The 15,796-nt window shown below is 71.7% G+C and carries 16 protein-coding genes and 1 pseudogene; 9 read left to right on the top strand and 8 right to left on the bottom strand.

What is annotated here, in order from left to right; genetic code table 11:
* The 4 genes and pseudogenes from VR44_RS14700 to VR44_RS14685 all read right to left on the bottom strand — a co-directional run.
* Nucleotides 1-171 (bottom strand): annotated as a pseudogene (locus VR44_RS14700) (malonic semialdehyde reductase); the annotation flags it as partial.
* Nucleotides 172-267: 96 nt separating this feature from the next.
* A complete protein-coding gene (locus VR44_RS14695; protein WP_045947927.1) occupies nt 268-507 on the bottom strand; it encodes an exodeoxyribonuclease VII small subunit in 240 nt (79 codons plus the stop codon).
* Nucleotides 508-532: 25 nt separating this feature from the next.
* Nucleotides 533-1,792, bottom strand: a complete 1,260-nt coding sequence (xseA, locus tag VR44_RS14690; RefSeq protein WP_063778919.1) for an exodeoxyribonuclease VII large subunit — start codon at nt 1,790-1,792, stop codon at nt 533-535.
* 33 nt (nt 1,793-1,825) lie between these two features.
* On the bottom strand, nt 1,826-3,211 hold the full coding sequence (locus tag VR44_RS14685) for an APC family permease (protein ID WP_045947925.1): 1,386 nt from the start codon (nt 3,209-3,211) through the stop codon (nt 1,826-1,828).
* An 86-nt stretch (nt 3,212-3,297) separates the two neighbouring features.
* Between VR44_RS14685 and VR44_RS14680 the strand changes: the two genes are divergently transcribed.
* Both VR44_RS14680 and ppgK read left to right on the top strand, forming a co-directional pair.
* Entirely contained in the window at nt 3,298-4,305 is a 1,008-nt protein-coding gene (locus tag VR44_RS14680) for a 4-hydroxy-3-methylbut-2-enyl diphosphate reductase (protein ID WP_385872891.1), read from the top strand.
* Between the two features lie 32 nt (nt 4,306-4,337).
* Nucleotides 4,338-5,087 (top strand): polyphosphate--glucose phosphotransferase, encoded by a 750-nt coding sequence (gene ppgK / locus VR44_RS14675; protein ID WP_045947923.1) that lies wholly within the window; start codon nt 4,338-4,340, stop codon nt 5,085-5,087.
* Between the two features lie 55 nt (nt 5,088-5,142).
* Here ppgK and VR44_RS14670 read toward each other — a convergent pair whose 3' ends face one another.
* Nucleotides 5,143-5,550 (bottom strand): DUF6542 domain-containing protein, encoded by a 408-nt coding sequence (locus VR44_RS14670; RefSeq protein WP_045947929.1) that lies wholly within the window; start codon nt 5,548-5,550, stop codon nt 5,143-5,145.
* 164 nt (nt 5,551-5,714) lie between these two features.
* On the opposite strand from VR44_RS14670, the gene ychF reads away from it, so the two are divergent.
* The 3 genes from ychF to VR44_RS14655 all read left to right on the top strand — a co-directional run bounded on the left by ychF (nt 5,715) and on the right by VR44_RS14655 (nt 8,897).
* Nucleotides 5,715-6,803 (top strand): redox-regulated ATPase YchF, encoded by a 1,089-nt coding sequence (ychF, locus tag VR44_RS14665; RefSeq protein WP_045947922.1) that lies wholly within the window; start codon nt 5,715-5,717, stop codon nt 6,801-6,803.
* 140 nt (nt 6,804-6,943) lie between these two features.
* The gene (locus tag VR44_RS14660) at nt 6,944-8,137 is read left to right on the top strand and encodes a hypothetical protein (protein ID WP_211275065.1); all 1,194 of its coding nucleotides are present in this window, start codon (nt 6,944-6,946) and stop codon (nt 8,135-8,137) included.
* Nucleotides 8,121-8,897 carry an alpha-ketoglutarate-dependent dioxygenase AlkB gene (locus VR44_RS14655; RefSeq protein ID WP_045947920.1) on the top strand — a complete coding sequence of 259 codons (777 nt, stop codon included), beginning with the start codon at nt 8,121-8,123 and terminating at the stop codon, nt 8,895-8,897. The genes VR44_RS14660 and VR44_RS14655 overlap by 17 nt, the downstream gene beginning before the upstream one ends.
* 20 nt (nt 8,898-8,917) lie before the next feature.
* Here the strand turns inward: VR44_RS14655 and VR44_RS14650 are convergent, their stop codons facing one another.
* Together VR44_RS14650 and VR44_RS14645 are read right to left on the bottom strand one after the other, a co-directional pair.
* Nucleotides 8,918-10,087, bottom strand: a complete 1,170-nt coding sequence (locus VR44_RS14650) for a hypothetical protein (protein ID WP_045947919.1) — start codon at nt 10,085-10,087, stop codon at nt 8,918-8,920.
* A 60-nt stretch (nt 10,088-10,147) separates the two neighbouring features.
* Nucleotides 10,148-11,122: an SMP-30/gluconolactonase/LRE family protein gene (locus VR44_RS14645; RefSeq protein ID WP_045947918.1), complete on the bottom strand. Its 975-nt coding sequence runs from the start codon at nt 11,120-11,122 to the stop codon at nt 10,148-10,150.
* 77 nt (nt 11,123-11,199) lie between these two features.
* Here VR44_RS14645 and VR44_RS14640 point away from each other — a divergent pair, with 77 nt between their 5' ends.
* The 4 genes from VR44_RS14640 (at nt 11,200) to VR44_RS14625 (ending at nt 14,918) form a co-directional block, all read left to right on the top strand.
* Complete coding sequence (locus tag VR44_RS14640; RefSeq protein ID WP_045947917.1) at nt 11,200-11,637, top strand: MarR family winged helix-turn-helix transcriptional regulator; 438 nt, start codon at nt 11,200-11,202, stop codon at nt 11,635-11,637.
* Nucleotides 11,638-11,777: 140 nt separating this feature from the next.
* Nucleotides 11,778-12,917 (top strand): alpha/beta hydrolase, encoded by a 1,140-nt coding sequence (locus tag VR44_RS14635; RefSeq protein WP_045947916.1) that lies wholly within the window; start codon nt 11,778-11,780, stop codon nt 12,915-12,917.
* 157 nt (nt 12,918-13,074) lie between these two features.
* Nucleotides 13,075-14,130 (top strand): alpha/beta hydrolase, encoded by a 1,056-nt coding sequence (locus VR44_RS14630; protein WP_245691804.1) that lies wholly within the window; start codon nt 13,075-13,077, stop codon nt 14,128-14,130.
* A complete protein-coding gene (locus VR44_RS14625; protein ID WP_045947914.1) occupies nt 14,127-14,918 on the top strand; it encodes a trypsin-like serine peptidase in 792 nt (263 codons plus the stop codon). Before VR44_RS14630 ends, VR44_RS14625 begins: the two co-directional genes overlap by 4 nt.
* 9 nt (nt 14,919-14,927) lie before the next feature.
* On the opposite strand, the gene VR44_RS14620 is transcribed toward VR44_RS14625, so the two are convergent.
* Nucleotides 14,928-15,785 (bottom strand): EamA family transporter, encoded by an 858-nt coding sequence (locus VR44_RS14620; RefSeq protein ID WP_245691806.1) that lies wholly within the window; start codon nt 15,783-15,785, stop codon nt 14,928-14,930.
* Nucleotides 15,786-15,796: the final 11 nt, after the last annotated feature.

Genomic DNA, 15,796 nt, shown 5'->3' with positions numbered 1-15,796 from the left:
GACCAGGGTGATGCGCAGCGGCGTGCCGTTGAAGGCGGTCGGGCCGTACTTCACCAGGTCGTAGATGGCCTGGACCTGCTCGTCGGTCACCGGCTCGTCGGAGAACGAGTTGGCGGTGCGGGCCTCGCGGAACAGCAGGTCCTGAGCAGCGGCGTCGAGCACGAGAGACATCGGTAAGCCTTCTTCTGTACGGAGGTGATGCGGTAACCCGACTGTAGGACAAAAGTAGATGAAATTTCAACTACTTTCCTGTGCGGGCAACCCGGGTCACTCCCCGCGGCCCTCCCCGTCGGCCGCTTCCGCCGCCTCCCGGGCCGCCAGCGCCGAGTCCAGCCGGGCGCGCGCGCCCTCCAGCCAGTGCCGGCAGACCTTCGCCAGCTCCTCGCCGCGCTCCCAGAGCGCGAGCGACTCCTCCAGCGAGGTGCCGCCGGCCTCCAGCTTGCGGACGACCTCGACGAGCTCGTCGCGGGCCTGCTCATAGCCCAGCGCGGTATCGGTCTCAGACATTCCCGTGTCCCATCGTAGATGTGTGTTACAGCGACTTTGTTGCCGGAACGTGTCCGTCTGTACCGGTTTCCGAGCGGGCCTCCAGCACCGTCACCGCGAACTCCCCCTCGGCCACCCGCGCCCGCAGCTCCTCGCCCGGCGCGACCTCCCCGGACGTCCGCACCACGTGCCCGTCGGCCCGCTGCAGCACCGCGTACCCGCGCTCCAGCGTGGCCGCCGGCGACAGCGCCACCACCCGGGCCCGGGTGTGCTCCAGCTCCGACTCCGCCCGGTCCAGCAGATGCCCCAGCGTGCGCCGGCTGCGGGCCAGCAGGGCCTCCAGCTCGTCCTCCCGCGTCTCCACCATCCGCTGCGGATGCACGAACACCGGCCGCGCGAGCGCATGCGCCAGCCCGCGCTCCTCCCGCTCCAGCAGCCCGCGCACCGCCCGCAGCCCCCGGCCCTGCAGCTGACGCACCCGTTCCAGCTCCTCGCCCACGTCCGGGACCACCTTCTTCGCCGCGTCCGTCGGCGTGGACGCCCGCAGGTCCGCCACCAGGTCCAGCAGCGGGGAGTCCGGCTCGTGCCCGATCGCCGACACCACCGGCGTACGGGCCGCCGCCACCGTCCGCACGACCTCCTCGTCCGAGAACGGCAGCAGGTCCTCCACACTGCCGCCGCCGCGCGCCACGATGATCACGTCGACCTCGTCCAGGGCGTCCAGCTCCTTGACCGCCCGCACCACCTGCGGCACCGCGTGCACCCCCTGCACGGCCACGTTGCGCACCTCGAAGCGCACCGCCGGCCAGCGCCGACGGGCGTTCTCCAGCACGTCCCGCTCGGCCGCCGAGGCCCGCCCCACCACCAGCCCGACCAGCTGCGGCAGGAACGGCAGCGGCTTCTTGCGCTCCAGCGCGAACAGCCCCTCCGACGCCAGTGACCGCTTGAGCCGCTCCAGCCGCGCCAGCAGCTCCCCGATCCCGACCGGCCGTATCTCCGTCACCCGCAGCGACAGCTGCCCGCGCGGCGCGTACCACTCCGGCTTCGCCAGGACGACGACCCGCGCGCCCTCCGACACCACGTCCGCGACCTCGTCGAAGACCTGGCGGAAGCAGGTCACGCTGACGGAGATGTCGTGCGAGGGATCGCGCAGCGTCAGGAACACCACCCCCGCCCCCGGCCGCCGGGACAGCTGAGTGATCTGCCCCTCCACCCACACCTGGCCCAGCCGGTCGATCCAGCCCCCGATGAGCCGGGACACCTGACCGACGGGCAGCGGCGCCTCCGCCGACGTATTCAGACCCATGCAGGCAGGCTATCCGGCGCCGCTGACAGGGGCTCAGGCCCCGGGCAGGGTGTCGGCGCCCGCACCGGCCCCCGTCCGGCCCCGCTGGAAGAACAGCACCCCCAGCCCCACCGCCAGCCACACCGCCCCCACCACCTGCGCCGTCGGGGAAGCCTCGACGATCACCGCCACCGTCACCGCCGCCCCCAGCACCGGCACCACCAGATGCCGCACCCAACGCGGCGGACCCTCCGCGCGCCGCACCACGAACCAGCCCACCACCGACGCGTGCAACAGGGTGAACGCCACCAGCGCCCCCACGTCCACCACCGACACCAGGTGGTCCAGCCCGTCGTCGCGCCGTGCCGCCCACACCGCCGCCACCAGCGTCACCACCGCCGCCACCAGCAGCGCCGCCCTCGGCGTACCCCCCGAGGTCCGTGCCAGCACCCCCGGCAGCCGCCGCTCCCGGGCCATCGCGAACAGCAGCCGCCCCGCCGCCGCCTGCCCGGCCAGCGCCGCGAACGCCGCCCCCACCGCCTTGCTCACCGCCACCAGGTCGTGCAGCCAGCCCCCCACCGACGCCTCGACCGCCGTGTAGAACGCCGGCCCCTGCCGCCCCGGGTCCGCCGCCAGCTCCGCCGCCGAGAACGGGGCCAGCAGCGCCGCCAGGTACGTCTGCGCCACGAACAGCACCCCCGTCAGCCCCAGGCAGAACAGCAACGCCCGCGCCACCCGCGCACTGCCCCCCGTCACCTCCTCCGCGAACGAGGCGATCGCGTCGAAGCCCAGGTACGACAGCACCGCCACCGACACCGCCCCCACCACCGCCGCCCACGAGAACCCCAGCGACCCGTCACCCGTCAGCGGCGACAGCCACCCCCGCCGCGCCCCGTCCCGCACCAGCACCGCCACCGCCGACACCAGGAACACCAGCAGCACCACGACCTCCACCGCCAGCACCGCGAACCCCACCCGCGCCGCCGCCCGCACCCCCCACAGGTTCAGCAGCGTCGTCACCACCACCGCCAGCGCCGTCCACACCCACCGCGACACCTGCGGCACCAGCGCGTTCATCGCGATCCCCGAGAACAGGTACGCCACCGCCGGGATCAGCAGGTAGTCCAGCGCCGCCATCCACCCCGCGATCATCCCCGGCCCCTCGCCCAGCCCCTTGCGGGCATAGGTGAACACCGACCCCGCCTGCGGGGCCACCCGCACCATCTGCGCGTACGAGAACGCCGTGCACCCCATCGCCACGGTCGCGACCACGTAGACCAGGGCCACCGCCCCGTGCGACTTCGCGTCCAGCGTGCCGAACACCCCGACCGGGGCCATCGGCGCGATGAAGAGCAGCCCGTACACCACCAGGTCCCGGAACCCCAGGCTCCGCCGCAGCGCCGCGGGTGCGGCCGTACCAGGATCCACCGTGGCTGCCATCGCTCCTCCGAGGGGCTGTGAGGACGGACGTTCGACCCAGTCTCTGCCGGACGGGGGACGTCCGGCCTCCTGGAGCCCCCCGTACGATGGAGCGTATGACTGCCCCCGCACCCGCTTCCCGCCGCGTCCTGCTCGCCGCCCCGCGCGGTTACTGCGCGGGCGTGGACCGCGCCGTGATCGCCGTCGAGAAGGCCCTCGAGCAGTACGGCGCCCCGGTCTACGTCCGGCACGAGATCGTGCACAACAAGTACGTCGTCCAGACGCTGCAGAAGAAGGGCGCCATCTTCGTCGAGAAGACGGAGGAGGTCCCGCCGGGCAACATCGTGATGTTCTCCGCCCACGGCGTGGCCCCCGTCGTGCACGAGGAGGCGGCGCGCGGCCGGCTCGCGACCATCGACGCGACCTGCCCGCTGGTCACCAAGGTCCACAAGGAAGCGATCCGCTACGCCAATGAGGACTTCGACATCCTCCTCATCGGCCACGAGGGACACGAGGAGGTCATCGGCACCTCCGGCGAGGCCCCCGACCACATCACCATCGTCGACGGCCCCGACGACGTGGCCAAGGTCGAGGTCCGCGACGAGTCCAAGGTCGTCTGGCTCTCCCAGACCACCCTCTCCGTCGACGAGACGATGGAGACGGTCGACGCGCTGAAGCAGAAGTTCCCGCTGCTCGTCTCCCCGCCCAGCGACGACATCTGCTACGCCACCTCCAACCGCCAGGCCGCCGTCAAGGCGATGGGCGCCGAAGCCGACCTGGTCGTCGTCGTCGGCTCGAAGAACTCCTCCAACTCCATCCGCCTCGTCGAGGTCGCCCTGGACGCCGGCGCCCGCGCCGCGCACCTGGTCGACTTCGCCTCCGAGATCGACGAGGCCTGGCTGGAGGGGGTCACCACCGTCGGCCTGACCTCGGGCGCCTCCGTGCCGGAGGTCCTGGTCGAGGAAGTCCTGGAGTGGCTGGCGCAGCGCGGCTTCGCCGACGTGGAGATCGTCAAGACGGCCGAGGAGTCCATCGTCTTCTCGCTGCCGAAGGAGCTGCGCCGCGACCTGCGCACCGAGGCCGCCGAACTGGTGGCCGGCGGCGCCGAAGAGTAGCCCGCGCGGCGGCCCCTCCGTACCGTGAGTCCATGCAGATCTTCGGTGTGGACATCGGCGGTACGGGGATCAAGGGCGCTCCCGTGGACCTGGACCGCGGCGAACCGGCGCAGGAGCGCCACAAGGTACTGACACCACATCCGGCCACCCCCGAGGGGGTGGCCGGAGGCGTTGCCGAGGTCGTCCGCCACTTCTCCTGGGAGGGGCCGATCGGCGTCACCTTCCCCGGTGTGGTCACCCACGGCGTGACCCGGACGGCCGCCAACGTCGACAAGGCCTGGATCGGCCTCGACGCGGCGGCCCTGCTCTCCGCGAACCTCGGGGACCGCCCGGTCACCCTCCTCAACGACGCCGACGCGGCCGGAGTCGCCGAGATGACGTACGGGGCGGGACGCGGGGTACCCGGCACGGTCCTCCTGCTCACCCTCGGCACCGGCATCGGCAGCGCCCTCTTCCGCGACGGCCGGCTCGTGCCCAACACCGAACTGGGCCACCTGGAGCTCAAGGGCCACGACGCGGAGACCCGGGCCTCCTTCAAGGCCAAGGAGGACGGCGACCTCAGCTGGGAGCGCTGGGCGCGCCGGCTGGACAAGTACCTGGCGCACGTCGAGATGCTCTTCTCCCCGGACCTCTTCATCCTCGGCGGCGGCGTCAGCCGCAAACCGGAGAAGTTCCTCCCCCTCCTCCAGAACGTCCGCGCGGAGGTCGTCCCGGCGAAGCTCCAGAACAACGCCGGCATCGTCGGCGCGGCCATGGCGGCCCGCGACGGCCTGACGCGGTGAACCGCGGTCCGGGTCGGCAGGCCCGGGTCGGCAGGCCCAGGTGAGCAGGCCCGGGTCAGTAGGCGGCGGAACTGCTGCCGGCCCTCCTGGCAGCCCTCCGCCGCCCGCTCAGCGCGGCCCGCCGCACCAGCGAGATCAGCCCCGCGACCAGCGTTCCCGCGTACAGCCACCCGGCGTGCAGGGACAGCGCCGACACCACCCCCATCAGCTCCCCGCCCAGCCCGCCGGAGCCGCCCGACACGGGCCACACCCCGGCGGCGAAGGCGATCGGCACGCACACCGGCGCGGTGATCAGGTCGGCCGGGCGCACCCACAGGGCGGTGGCGGCCGCCACGGGCAGGAACAGCAGCCCGTACGCGAACAGCGAGGAATCGAACAGCAGCCAGCAGATCCCGGCGACGAGCAGCATCGCCGCGCAGGCGAAGAGCCCGCCGCCGAGCCCGGTCAGCCGCGGCCGCGGCATCCGCCGGCCGGCCTGCCCGCGGGGCCGGGGGCGCCGCACGGCCCCGGCGGGCACCTGCGGGTGACGTACCGAACGCATCCTGTATCGCGCGCTCGCAGGAAAGTAAACTGTCCGACGGCCCACTCCGGGCCGCCGCCCCCAAACAGCTACGGGAAGTCGCCAACGTGTCGCTCACGATCGGAATCGTCGGCCTGCCGAATGTCGGCAAGTCGACCCTGTTCAACGCCCTGACCAAGAACGACGTGCTGGCGGCCAACTACCCGTTCGCCACCATCGAGCCGAACATCGGCGTGGTCGGCGTCCCCGACAAGCGCCTCGCGGTCCTGGCCGGCATCTTCGGCTCGCAGCGCATCCTCCCGGCCACCGTCGACTTCGTCGACATCGCCGGCATCGTCCGCGGTGCCTCGGAGGGCGAGGGCCTCGGCAACAAGTTCCTCGCGAACATCCGCGAGTCGGACGCGATCTGCCAGGTCATCCGCGCCTTCAAGGACGAGAACGTCGTCCACGTCGACGGCAAGGTCTCGCCGAAGGACGACATCGAGACGATCAACACCGAGCTGATCCTCGCCGACCTCCAGTCCATCGAGAAGGCGATCCCCCGCCTGACGAAGGAGTCCCGCCTCCAGAAGGACAAGGTCGCGGTCCTGGCGGCGGCCGAGAAGGCCCAGAAGATCCTGGAGAACGGCGACACCCTCTTCTCCCAGGGCATCACCAAGGGCACCGAGCAGGGCGACCTCCTGCACGAGCTGCACCTGCTCACCACCAAGCCCTTCCTCTACGTCTTCAACGTCGACGAGGACGAGCTGACGGACGACGCCTTCAAGGCCGAGCAGTCCGCCCTGGTCGCCCCGGCGGAGGCCATCTTCCTCAACGCCAAGCTGGAGGCGGACCTCGCCGAGCTGGACGACGAGGAAGCCCTGGAGCTCCTCCAGTCGGTCGGCCAGGACGAGCCCGGCCTGGCCACCCTCGGCCGCGTCGGCTTCGCCACCCTGGGCCTCCAGACCTACCTGACGGCCGGCCCGAAGGAAACCCGCGCCTGGACCATCAAGCAGGGCGCCACTGCCCCCGAGGCGGCCGGCGTGATCCACACCGACTTCCAGCGCGGCTTCATCAAGGCCGAGGTCATCTCCTTCGCGGACCTGGTCGAATGCGGCTCGGTCGCCGAGGCCCGCGCGAAGGGCAAGGCCCGCATGGAGGGCAAGGACTACGTCATGCAGGACGGCGACGTGGTCGAGTTCCGCTTCAACGTCTGATCCGTCCGGCGAAAGGCCGTCCGACCTGCGCCGGAGCGGGTTGGGCGGCCTTTTCCGTCCGTACGGAGGCGGGCCTGGTACGTCGGGCCCGCCGAGTCGTGGTCGCACACAGCAGTCCGTGTCGGAGTGGGGGACTTTTGATGTACGCGGAAGAGCGGGCGGAAGCCCGCATCGAGGATGCGGGGAACGTTCTGGTCGCGCCCTGGGCGCTGCGGGGCGATGACTCGGTCAGGGAATTCTTCGGGGCCGTGATCACGCCGGAGGAGCTCGCTTCCGGCGCGGTCGACCTGGCGGGGAGGACCGTCTACCTGTGCGGTGACCTGTCCGGGATCGGTGGCCGGCAACTGGACGCGGCGGACCGGGTGTTCGTCGTCCGGGAGCTGTCGCACGGGTACCGCGGGGGCGGCGGCGGGGAGCCGTGGACCGTCGTCGGCGTCGGCCGGGTTCCGCTGCGGGTGCACGGCGCCGGGGTGTACTACCGCCGGTTCTTCCACCCCGACGCCGGCCACTTCGGGCGGATCCGCGCCGAGCACGAGTTCCAGTCGCTGACGGAGTCCACCAAGCCGGGCACGGCCCACCGCAGCGGGATCTACCTCACGCCCGTCACCCGGGACGGCGACGAGCTGCATTTCCGGCTGCTGCGGTGTTCCACGAACCTCTCGGGCCCGACCGAGGGCTTCGGCCCGACGGACAAGGCGATCGTGGACGCGCTGAACCGCGAGGCCGCCGCCGTCTTCCGGAATCCGGCGCCGCTGAACCACGTCCTCGCGCAGATCTACCACAACAGCCGGGCCACGGCCGAGCGCAAGCAGTCCAAGGCCAGGATCTCGGCCCATGCCGACAAGACGAAGGACATGCCGGTCAACGGCATCATGGCCTTCTGCACCTTCTACGACGGCATCGAGAAGCTCCAGCCGCCGAATGTCAGCGGGCTGACCAGCCTCCGCTTCCGCCTCAAGGACACGGCGACCGGGGCCGCACTGCCCCCGCGGTTCAGCGTGACCCTCCACCCCGGCTCCGTGTTCTTCATGCCGCTGTCCACCAACCGCCTGTACACGCACGAGATCCGGCCCGGGGCGTTGGACGCCGATTCGCTCCCGACCCGCCTGGGATACGTGGTGCGCTGCTCGAACACCGAGGCGGTCCACAAGGACGGCCAGACCTTCCTCAAGCGGGCCGGGGAGCTGGTGCGGCTGGGACGGCCCACCCCGGAGGGGATGGACCACCTGCGCAGGCTCTACGCCGAGGAGAACCGGACCTCGTCGTTCATCGACTACGGCGGGCAGTTCCTCTTCAGCATGAACACGGGAGACTACGTTGCCCCCCGCATCTAGGCTCGCGGAGGCGATCTCCTCGTACACGGTGCAGACCGAGGGCAATCCCTTCGCGGAGCTCTCCGCGGCGACGAGCTGGGAGGCCGTGGGAAAGGGCCGGCGGGGTGCCGTGCTGACGAGGACGGACGGGGCGGGTGGCGTCCCCCTCGTACGCACCACCACCCGCTACGGCAGCCCGGCGCAGCGCTTCCGGGCGGTGCACGAACGGCTGGCGCGGCAGGTGCAGGAGCGGGCGGGCCTGCCGGCCGGCTTCAACAACGCCCTCGTCGAGAGCTACACGAACGCCTACAGGACCATGGGCAGCCATTCCGACCAGGCCCTCGATCTGGCGGACGGGTCGTCCATCGCCGTCTTCTCCTGCTATCGACGTGGCGGGGAGGGCCCGTCGAGGAAGCTCGTCTTCGAAGCGAAGGCGTCGCCCGGGGGCGGGGAGGGGTTCGAGATCCCCCTCGCCCACAACAGCGTCGTCGTCTTCTCCGTCGAGTCGAACCGGCGGCTCCGGCACAAGATCGTGCTGGACGGACCCGCCCCGGCGGAGGACGACGAATGGCTGGGCGTGACCTTCCGAACCTCGAAGACCCTCCTCCGCTTCCGCGACGGACAGGCCCACCTCCCGGGAGGCGAACGCCTCGTCCCGGCGGACGAGGACCAGAGCCGCGAGTTCTACCGGCTCCGGCGTCGCGAGAACCAGGAAACGGACTTCGTCTACCCGCCGCTGACGTACACCATCAGCGAGAGCGACCTGCTGCCGCCCGTCTGACCTGACCCCTTCCGTTCGGGCTACTCGGCGGGCAGGCGCAGCATCGGCTCGAAGGCGGCGTCCTCCTCACCCTCGACCGTGGGGAGGAAGCCGTCCGGGACGGTGCGTGCGGCCGTGGTCAGGAGGCGGGCCAGGACCTCGGACTCGCTGGCCGGGGGGAGGCGGAGGGCGGCGAGGAGGCGGTCGCGGACCTCGGGGTGGTCCGGGTTGTCCTCCATGTAGTCGGCGTTGAGGGCGGGGGGCCGGAAGCCTGCCAGGGCGTCGTGCCAGGACGGGAGGACGACGGCCAGGGTCAGGGCCTCGGCGAGGGACTCCGCGATCAGTGTGGCCTGGCCCTCCGAGTCGGTGTAGAGGACGGGGCGGGCGCTGTCGGGGCCGTCCGGGCCGCACAGGTAGTGGGTGCCGCCCGCGCCGCAGCCGGCCACGGGCTCCACCGGCAGACCGGCCGGCAGGGCGATCGACTCGATGGGGTCGGTGCGCGTGAGGTCGAACTCGCCGTCGCAGGCGAGGTACGCGTCGACCTCGGGGTGCGCGGCGATCCGTCGGAGAAGGGCCTCGTCGGAGAGGGCGGCCGGGTTGAGGGCGCGGGCGGTCTCGGGGGTCAGGGGGTGGCCCGCCAGGACGTGGCGGACGGCTTCGAGGGGGACGGGGCGTTCGTAGTAGTCCTCGAAGTGGGCCTGGACGGCCTCGGGGGAGCGGTCGGTGAGGAGCCGGAAGAGGTGGCCGGAGCCGTCGGGGTCCGGACTGCCCGGGGGGAAGCCGATGTCCGGACCGGTGCGCCAGGCGGTGTCGCCGGTCTCCCGCCACAGGCAGGCCGTGACCCGCGGGGTGGCGAGGCCCTCGTCGTAGAAGGCGGGCTCGTCGAGGAGCGGGCGCAGCGCGGACGGCACGTCGTCGACGACACCGGGCCAGACCTGCTCGTCGTCCGTGCCGTACGGACTCATCTCCGACTCGTGGTCGAAGCCGCGGATGAGCACGCCGGCCGGGGTGAACAGCACGGAGAACTCGTCACCCGACCCGTTCTCCATCAGTGCCGCCTCCTCCCCGGGCCCCCAGGCGGCGTCGTAGCGGTACCGGGCGGAATCGGGATCGTCGCCGATCGCGCCGTCCAGCACCGCCAGCGCCCGCAGATGGGCGCGGAGCAGGGCGGGCTCGGAAAGGAGGGCGGCGGTCGCGTGCACGGTGCTCATGACGCCATGGAACCAGCCGCCACTGACACGCCCGGCGGCGGCTGGTCGGACGGGTCGTGGCTACAGCCCCCGGAACGAGGCGACCGAGAACGTCGTCGGGGTGCCCGTCGAGGGGGTCATCGGGCCGTCCTTGTCGAACTGGGAGCGGACCACCAGGGTGCGGGTCGCGGTGCGGGCCAGGGTGGTGGGGATCTGGAGGGACGGGTCCGTGAGGGTGTGGACCAGGCGGGCGCGGGTGCCGTCCGGGGTGAGCTGCCAGCGGGTCAGGGTGTTGGTGACGTTGTGGGCCACCCGGAGCGTGCCGCCGGGGGAGAGGTCGAGGCCGTCGGCGGCCTTGAGGTCGCCGCCGGTGAGGGTGACCCGGCTGAGGGCGCCGGTGGCGAGGTCGACGCGGTGGAGTTCGCCCGCCGTCATGTCGACCGTCAGCAGGTAGCGGCCCGCCGGGTCCGAGGTGATGCCGTTGAGGGTGACCGTGCCCGGCGGCTCCGGGGCGACGTGCCCGCTCAGGTCGTAGGCCGCGGTCAGCGGGCCCGAGCCGGCGCGCAGCTGGGCCGGGGTGACCCGGTAGATCACCGCGCGGAAGCTGTCCGTCAGGTAGGCGGTGCCGTCCGGGGTGATGGTCAGGTCGTTGATGAAGTGGCGGACGGCGGGGTCCGCGACCTCGAAGTGGGCCAGGCGGGTGCCCGTCGCCGTGTCGTATACCGCGACGCCGGCCGTGGAGTCGGTGACCCACAGGCGGCCCCGGGCGTCGACGCGCAGGCCGTTCGCGGTGTGCCGGCCGTCGGTGCCGGAGGGCAGGAACACCTCGGCGCTGCGGGCGCCGGGGCGGGCGCGGTAGACGGTGCCGTCCGCGTACGAGCCGACGTACACGGTCCCGGTGCGGGCGTCGGCGGCTATGCCCTCGGGGTAGACCTTCGCGCCCGGCAGCGTGAACGCCGTCGACACGCGGGCCGGGGCCGGGGCGGCGCCGGTGGTGAGCGCCGTGGTCAGGGCCAGGAGGGCGGCGACGGGCAGGACATACGAAAGCTTGCGCATGGGTGCATCCTTCTGGGTGGGAGGGTTCGAAGAGTAGTTAGGGTTCTAATGCTTGGCAAGGGCCATAGGATGACGCCATGACCTCCATGCCCCCCGAGGAGCGCATCGGTTCGCACATCAAGCGCGCCGAGCAGGCGCTGCTCGCGGCGAAGACCACCGCCTGCAAGCCGGCCGCAGTAACGGTTCCGCAGTACGCGGCCCTGCTCTGGCTCGCCGAGAAGCCGGGCATCTCCGCCGCGGCCCTGGCCCGGCTCTGCGGGGTCACCGCGCCGACGATGAACACCGTGCTGAAGAACCTCCACGAGCGCGGCCTCGTCGAGCGCACCCCGCACGAATGGCACCGCAACGTGCTGGAGACCCGGCTCACGCCGGAGGGGCGCGCGGCGATGGAGCTCGCGGACGCGGGCGCCGTGCGCGTGGAGCGGGCGCTCGCCGCCGCCTTCAGCCCGGAGGAGCGCGAGCAACTCGTCGCCCTGCTGGGGCGGTGCGCGGAGGTGCTCGACGCTCTGAAGTGAGCGAGTCGAAACCTGAAGTTCCGGGCACGTTTTTGCAGGTATTTGGAACGATCCGCAGAATTCGCTCATCAGGACTAACCAAGGGGATGTCCGCGTGCTGCCCCGCTCCGGGGCAGCCGAGACCGTACGGAGCGAAGTTCGTGCATCAGTACTCTCAGCAGTCGTCCGGCCGCGAGCCCGAGCGGGCCGGGGGCCGCAGGAAGTCACGGCGCGCGATATGGATCGGCGCGGCCGTCGCGGGCGTGCTGGTCCTGGGCGGCGGGGGCTTCGCCGCCTACAAGAACGAGTGGTTCGACGGCAACGGCCAGGACGTCACCTTCGGCAAGGACCACGCGGCCGCAGCCGCCTCCGGCAAGGACGGCGCGGGCCCGGCCGGGAAGGGCGCGACCCCCTCCGCCCCGCCCACGCCCACCGGCGACCCGGACGTCCAGCTCCCCGCCGGCCCGAAGTCGGACTTCAAGCAGACCACCAAGCTCGACGACGGCACGGTCATCGCCAAGACCCGCCTGGCCGGTGCCAAGTCCGGCTTCGAGGGGGACGTCTGGGTGTGGGCCCCCAAGGAGTACGACGACCCGAAGTACGCCAAGAGCGCCTTCCCGGTCCTGATCGCCCTCCCGGGCGGCAACGGCTTCCCGGCGAACTACTGGTCCGACCGCAGCCTCGGCCTCCAGAAGGCCATCAGCGAGGGCGTCCAGGCCGGGACCAGCCTGCCCTTCGTCGTGATCATGCCGGTGCTCAACCCGGACAACAAGTACTACTACGACGGCGCCGACATACCCGGCCAGCCCAAGATGGGCACCTGGATCGCCGAGGACGTCCCGGACTTCGCCCGCGCCAACTTCCGCACCTACAAGTCCCGCGACGGCTGGGCCTTCATGGGCTCCTCCTCCGGTGCCTTCGTCGGTATGAAGACGGTCCTGCAGTACCCGGACCGCTTCAAGGCCGTGATCGCCAGCGGCGGCGAGATCGTCCCGGACTCCCCGCTCTGGAAGGGCCACCAGGCGGAGATGGACGCGAACAACCCCGAGAAGCTCGCCGACAAGCTGATCAGGACGGGCGGCCCGGACGTCTACATCAACTTCCAGATCGGCACCAAGGAGTCCGGCAAGGACCGGATGACGAAGTTCGTCGAGCAGTACGGCAAGGGCCCCGTCAAGACGACCATCCGGGACATCCAGAACGGCGAGCACAACGGCTGGCACTACGTGCGCGGCATGAAGGAGGGCTCGCTGGAGTGGATCAGCAAGGTGCTGAAGGGCCCGAAGCCCGAGGCCGGCTGAGCCCCGTCGCACGGACGTCCGCCACGTGGCCCTCGCCACGTCGCCCCGGTCCCAGGCAACCCCTACGGTCGTTGACACCTCTGTAGAAGCGATAAGGGGGACCTATCGGTCCGACCCACGCCCAACCAGGGCGCCGGAGATGGAACGGGACACATCCGTGCAGTATGACCAGCAAGGCGGCGGCCGCCGCCCCCGCAGGCGCCAGATCCTGATCGGCGGCGGCCTCGCCCTCGTCCTCGCCGCCGGGGGCGGCGCGGCGTACGGGTTCGGCCTCTTCTCGGACATGGGGGACCCCGTCTCCTTCGGGAAGATCCAGGAGTCGGCGGCGGCCGAGGACATCCGCCCCGGGGTGCTGATGCCCACCGGCCCCAAGTCCGAGTTCGTGCGCACCAGCCGGCTGGCGGACGGCACGCAGATCGCGATGACCACCCTGACCGGCAGGAAGTCCGGGTTCACGGGTGACGTGTGGGTGTGGGTCCCCAAGGAGTACGACGACCCGAGGTACGCCAAGAGCGGCTTCCCCGTCCTGATCTCCCTGCCCGGCGGCCGCGGCTACCCCAAGAACTACTGGGGCACGGGCCCCGGCCTCGGCCTGCAGCAGGCCGTGACCGACGGGGTCAAGAACGGCACCAGCCTCCCGTTCATCCTGGTCATGCCGGTGATCAACGCCGACACCAAGTACCACTACGACGGCTCCGACATCCCCGGAGAGCCCAAGATGGGCACCTGGATGGCCGATGACGTCCCGGATTTCACCCGGGCGAACTTCCGTACCTTCACCTCCCGCGACGGCTGGGCCTTCATGGGCTCCTCCTCGGGCGGCTTCGGCGCCTTCAAGCACGTCCTGAAGTACCCCGAACGCTTCAAGGCGGCCATCGCGAGCGGCGTCGACTTCGTACCCGATTCTCCGCTGTGGAAGGGGAACCGCCAGGCCATGGACGAGAACAACCCCGAGAAGCTCGCCGAGAAGCTGATCGGGGAGGGCGGCCCCGACGTCTACATCAACTTCCAGATCGGCACCAAGGAGAGCGGCCGGGACCTGGCCGAGAAGTTCATGAAGGAATACGGGAAGGGCCCCGTGCACACCCGGCTCCAGGTGATCCAGGATGGTGAGCACAACGGAAAATCGTATGTACGCGGAATGAGGGAGGGCTCCCTGGCGTGGATCAGCAAGGTGATGCAGGCACCCACACCCGACCCCGGCGTGCGGTGAGACCGGTGGTGAAGGGGGCGGCGGCAGCGGCCGCCGCGGCGGGGATCGTGGCGGCGGCCGCCACCGTGCTCCTCGGCGCGTCCGGCGAGCAGCCGGTGCACCCCTTCCCCACCGTCGGCGTGCTCATGGCGAACGGGGAGCACTGGTGCACGGCGAGCGTGGTCGACAGCCCCAAGGGCAACGTCGTCGCGACCGCCGCCCACTGCGTCGCACCGGCCGGCGAGGACGGCCGGCCGGGTGAGACGGCCCACGACGGGCTGGCCATCGGCGAGCTCTCCTTCGCACCCGCCTTCTCCGGCGAGGGCTCGGGCAGCAAGCCCTTCGGCGTGTGGAAGGTCCGCTCGATCCACGTGGACGAACGCTGGACCAAATGGGGCGACGAGACCGCCGACTTCGCCTTCCTCACCGTCGAGCCGGACGGGGACGGGCGCAGCCTCCAGCAGCGGGTCGGACAGGGCGAGGCGCCCAAGCCGGACTGGACCTCCGGGTACGAGCGCGAGGTCACCGTCATCGGCTACCCCGAGTCCGACCACAACCCGCAGAACAAGCCCGTCTCCTGCACCACGCAGACCCGCCACGACAGCGACGACCCCGACATGCTGTACATCAGCTGCGCCGGCTTCTGGACGGGCACCAGCGGCAGCCCCTGGATCGCCGACCGCGGCGGCACGGGCCAGCCGGGACGGCTCATCGGGGTGCTCAGCGGCGGGGACACCGACGTGGACTCCACGGCCGCGCTGTACGACGAGAGGGCCAGGGCCCTCTACGAGGCGGCGGCCCGGGGCTGAGACCCGGAGCTACTTCCGGCGCTCCGTGCTGACGATCACGCCCACCGCCGCCACCACGATCAGGCCGCCCAGCACGATCGGCAGGGTCAGCGGCTCGTCCAGGACCAGCGCGCCCAGCGCCACGGCCACCACCGGGTTGACGTACGCGTACGTGGCCACCAGCGACAGCGGGGCCGCCTGGAGCAGCCACGCGTACGAGGTGAACCCGACGACCGAACCGATCAGCACCAGGTAGCCCAGCGCCAGCCAGGAGGCGGTGGAGAACGAGGCCGGATCCAGACCGTGCTGCTCGCCGCGCGCCAGCCCCACCAGCACCTGCGCGGCCCCGCCCCACAGCATCTGGTACACGCTGCCGGTGAAGGGGTTCCCCGGCAGCGGCAGCCGCCCGGCGGAGAAGGAGCCCAGGGCCCAGGTGACCGACCCGGCCACGACCAGCAGCACGCCCGACAGCCGCACCTCCCCGCTCAGCCCCGGGCTGGTCAGCACCCCCATCCCGCACAGCCCCACCAGCACCCCGGCCAGGGTGCGCGCGGGCGGGCGGTCCCCGGTGACCGCCCGCAGCACCACCACCCACATCGGCACCGCCGCCACCAGCAGCGCGGCCAGCCCCGACGGCACCGAGGTCTCGGCCAGTACGACCAGACCATTGCCGCCGAGCACCAGCAGCAGGCCGACCAGCAGCGTCGAGCCGAGCTGCGCGCGGGTGACGCGCAGCGCGGACGGCCCGTACCGCCAGGCGACGACGCCGGCCAGGATCAGGCCGGCGGAGAGGAAACGGGCCCCGGCGGACAGGAAGGGCGGCATGGTCTGCACGACGATCCGGATGCCGAGGTAGGTCGAGCCCCAGACGACGTACACGAGGGTCAGGGCCGTCTCTT

Source organism: Streptomyces katrae, from assembly GCF_000966975.1.
GTDB lineage: Bacteria > Actinomycetota > Actinomycetes > Streptomycetales > Streptomycetaceae > Streptomyces > Streptomyces katrae.
The sequence above is the reverse complement of the archived record's forward strand: the minus strand, read 5'-3'. Positions and strand labels throughout refer to the sequence as shown.

Coding starts and splice junctions, on each gene's coding strand:
- VR44_RS14695 (WP_045947927.1), bottom strand. CDS start 507: ATGTCTGAGACCGATACCGCGCTGGGCTATGAGCAGGCCCGCGACGAG.
- xseA (WP_063778919.1), bottom strand. CDS start 1,792: ATGGGTCTGAATACGTCGGCGGAGGCGCCGCTGCCCGTCGGTCAGGTG.
- VR44_RS14685 (WP_045947925.1), bottom strand. CDS start 3,211: ATGGCAGCCACGGTGGATCCTGGTACGGCCGCACCCGCGGCGCTGCGG.
- VR44_RS14680 (WP_385872891.1), top strand. CDS start 3,298: ATGGAGCGTATGACTGCCCCCGCACCCGCTTCCCGCCGCGTCCTGCTC.
- ppgK (WP_045947923.1), top strand. CDS start 4,338: ATGCAGATCTTCGGTGTGGACATCGGCGGTACGGGGATCAAGGGCGCT.
- VR44_RS14670 (WP_045947929.1), bottom strand. CDS start 5,550: ATGCCGCGGCCGCGGCTGACCGGGCTCGGCGGCGGGCTCTTCGCCTGC.
- VR44_RS14660 (WP_211275065.1), top strand. CDS start 6,944: ATGTACGCGGAAGAGCGGGCGGAAGCCCGCATCGAGGATGCGGGGAAC.
- VR44_RS14650 (WP_045947919.1), bottom strand. CDS start 10,087: ATGAGCACCGTGCACGCGACCGCCGCCCTCCTTTCCGAGCCCGCCCTG.
- VR44_RS14645 (WP_045947918.1), bottom strand. CDS start 11,122: ATGCGCAAGCTTTCGTATGTCCTGCCCGTCGCCGCCCTCCTGGCCCTG.
- VR44_RS14640 (WP_045947917.1), top strand. CDS start 11,200: ATGACCTCCATGCCCCCCGAGGAGCGCATCGGTTCGCACATCAAGCGC.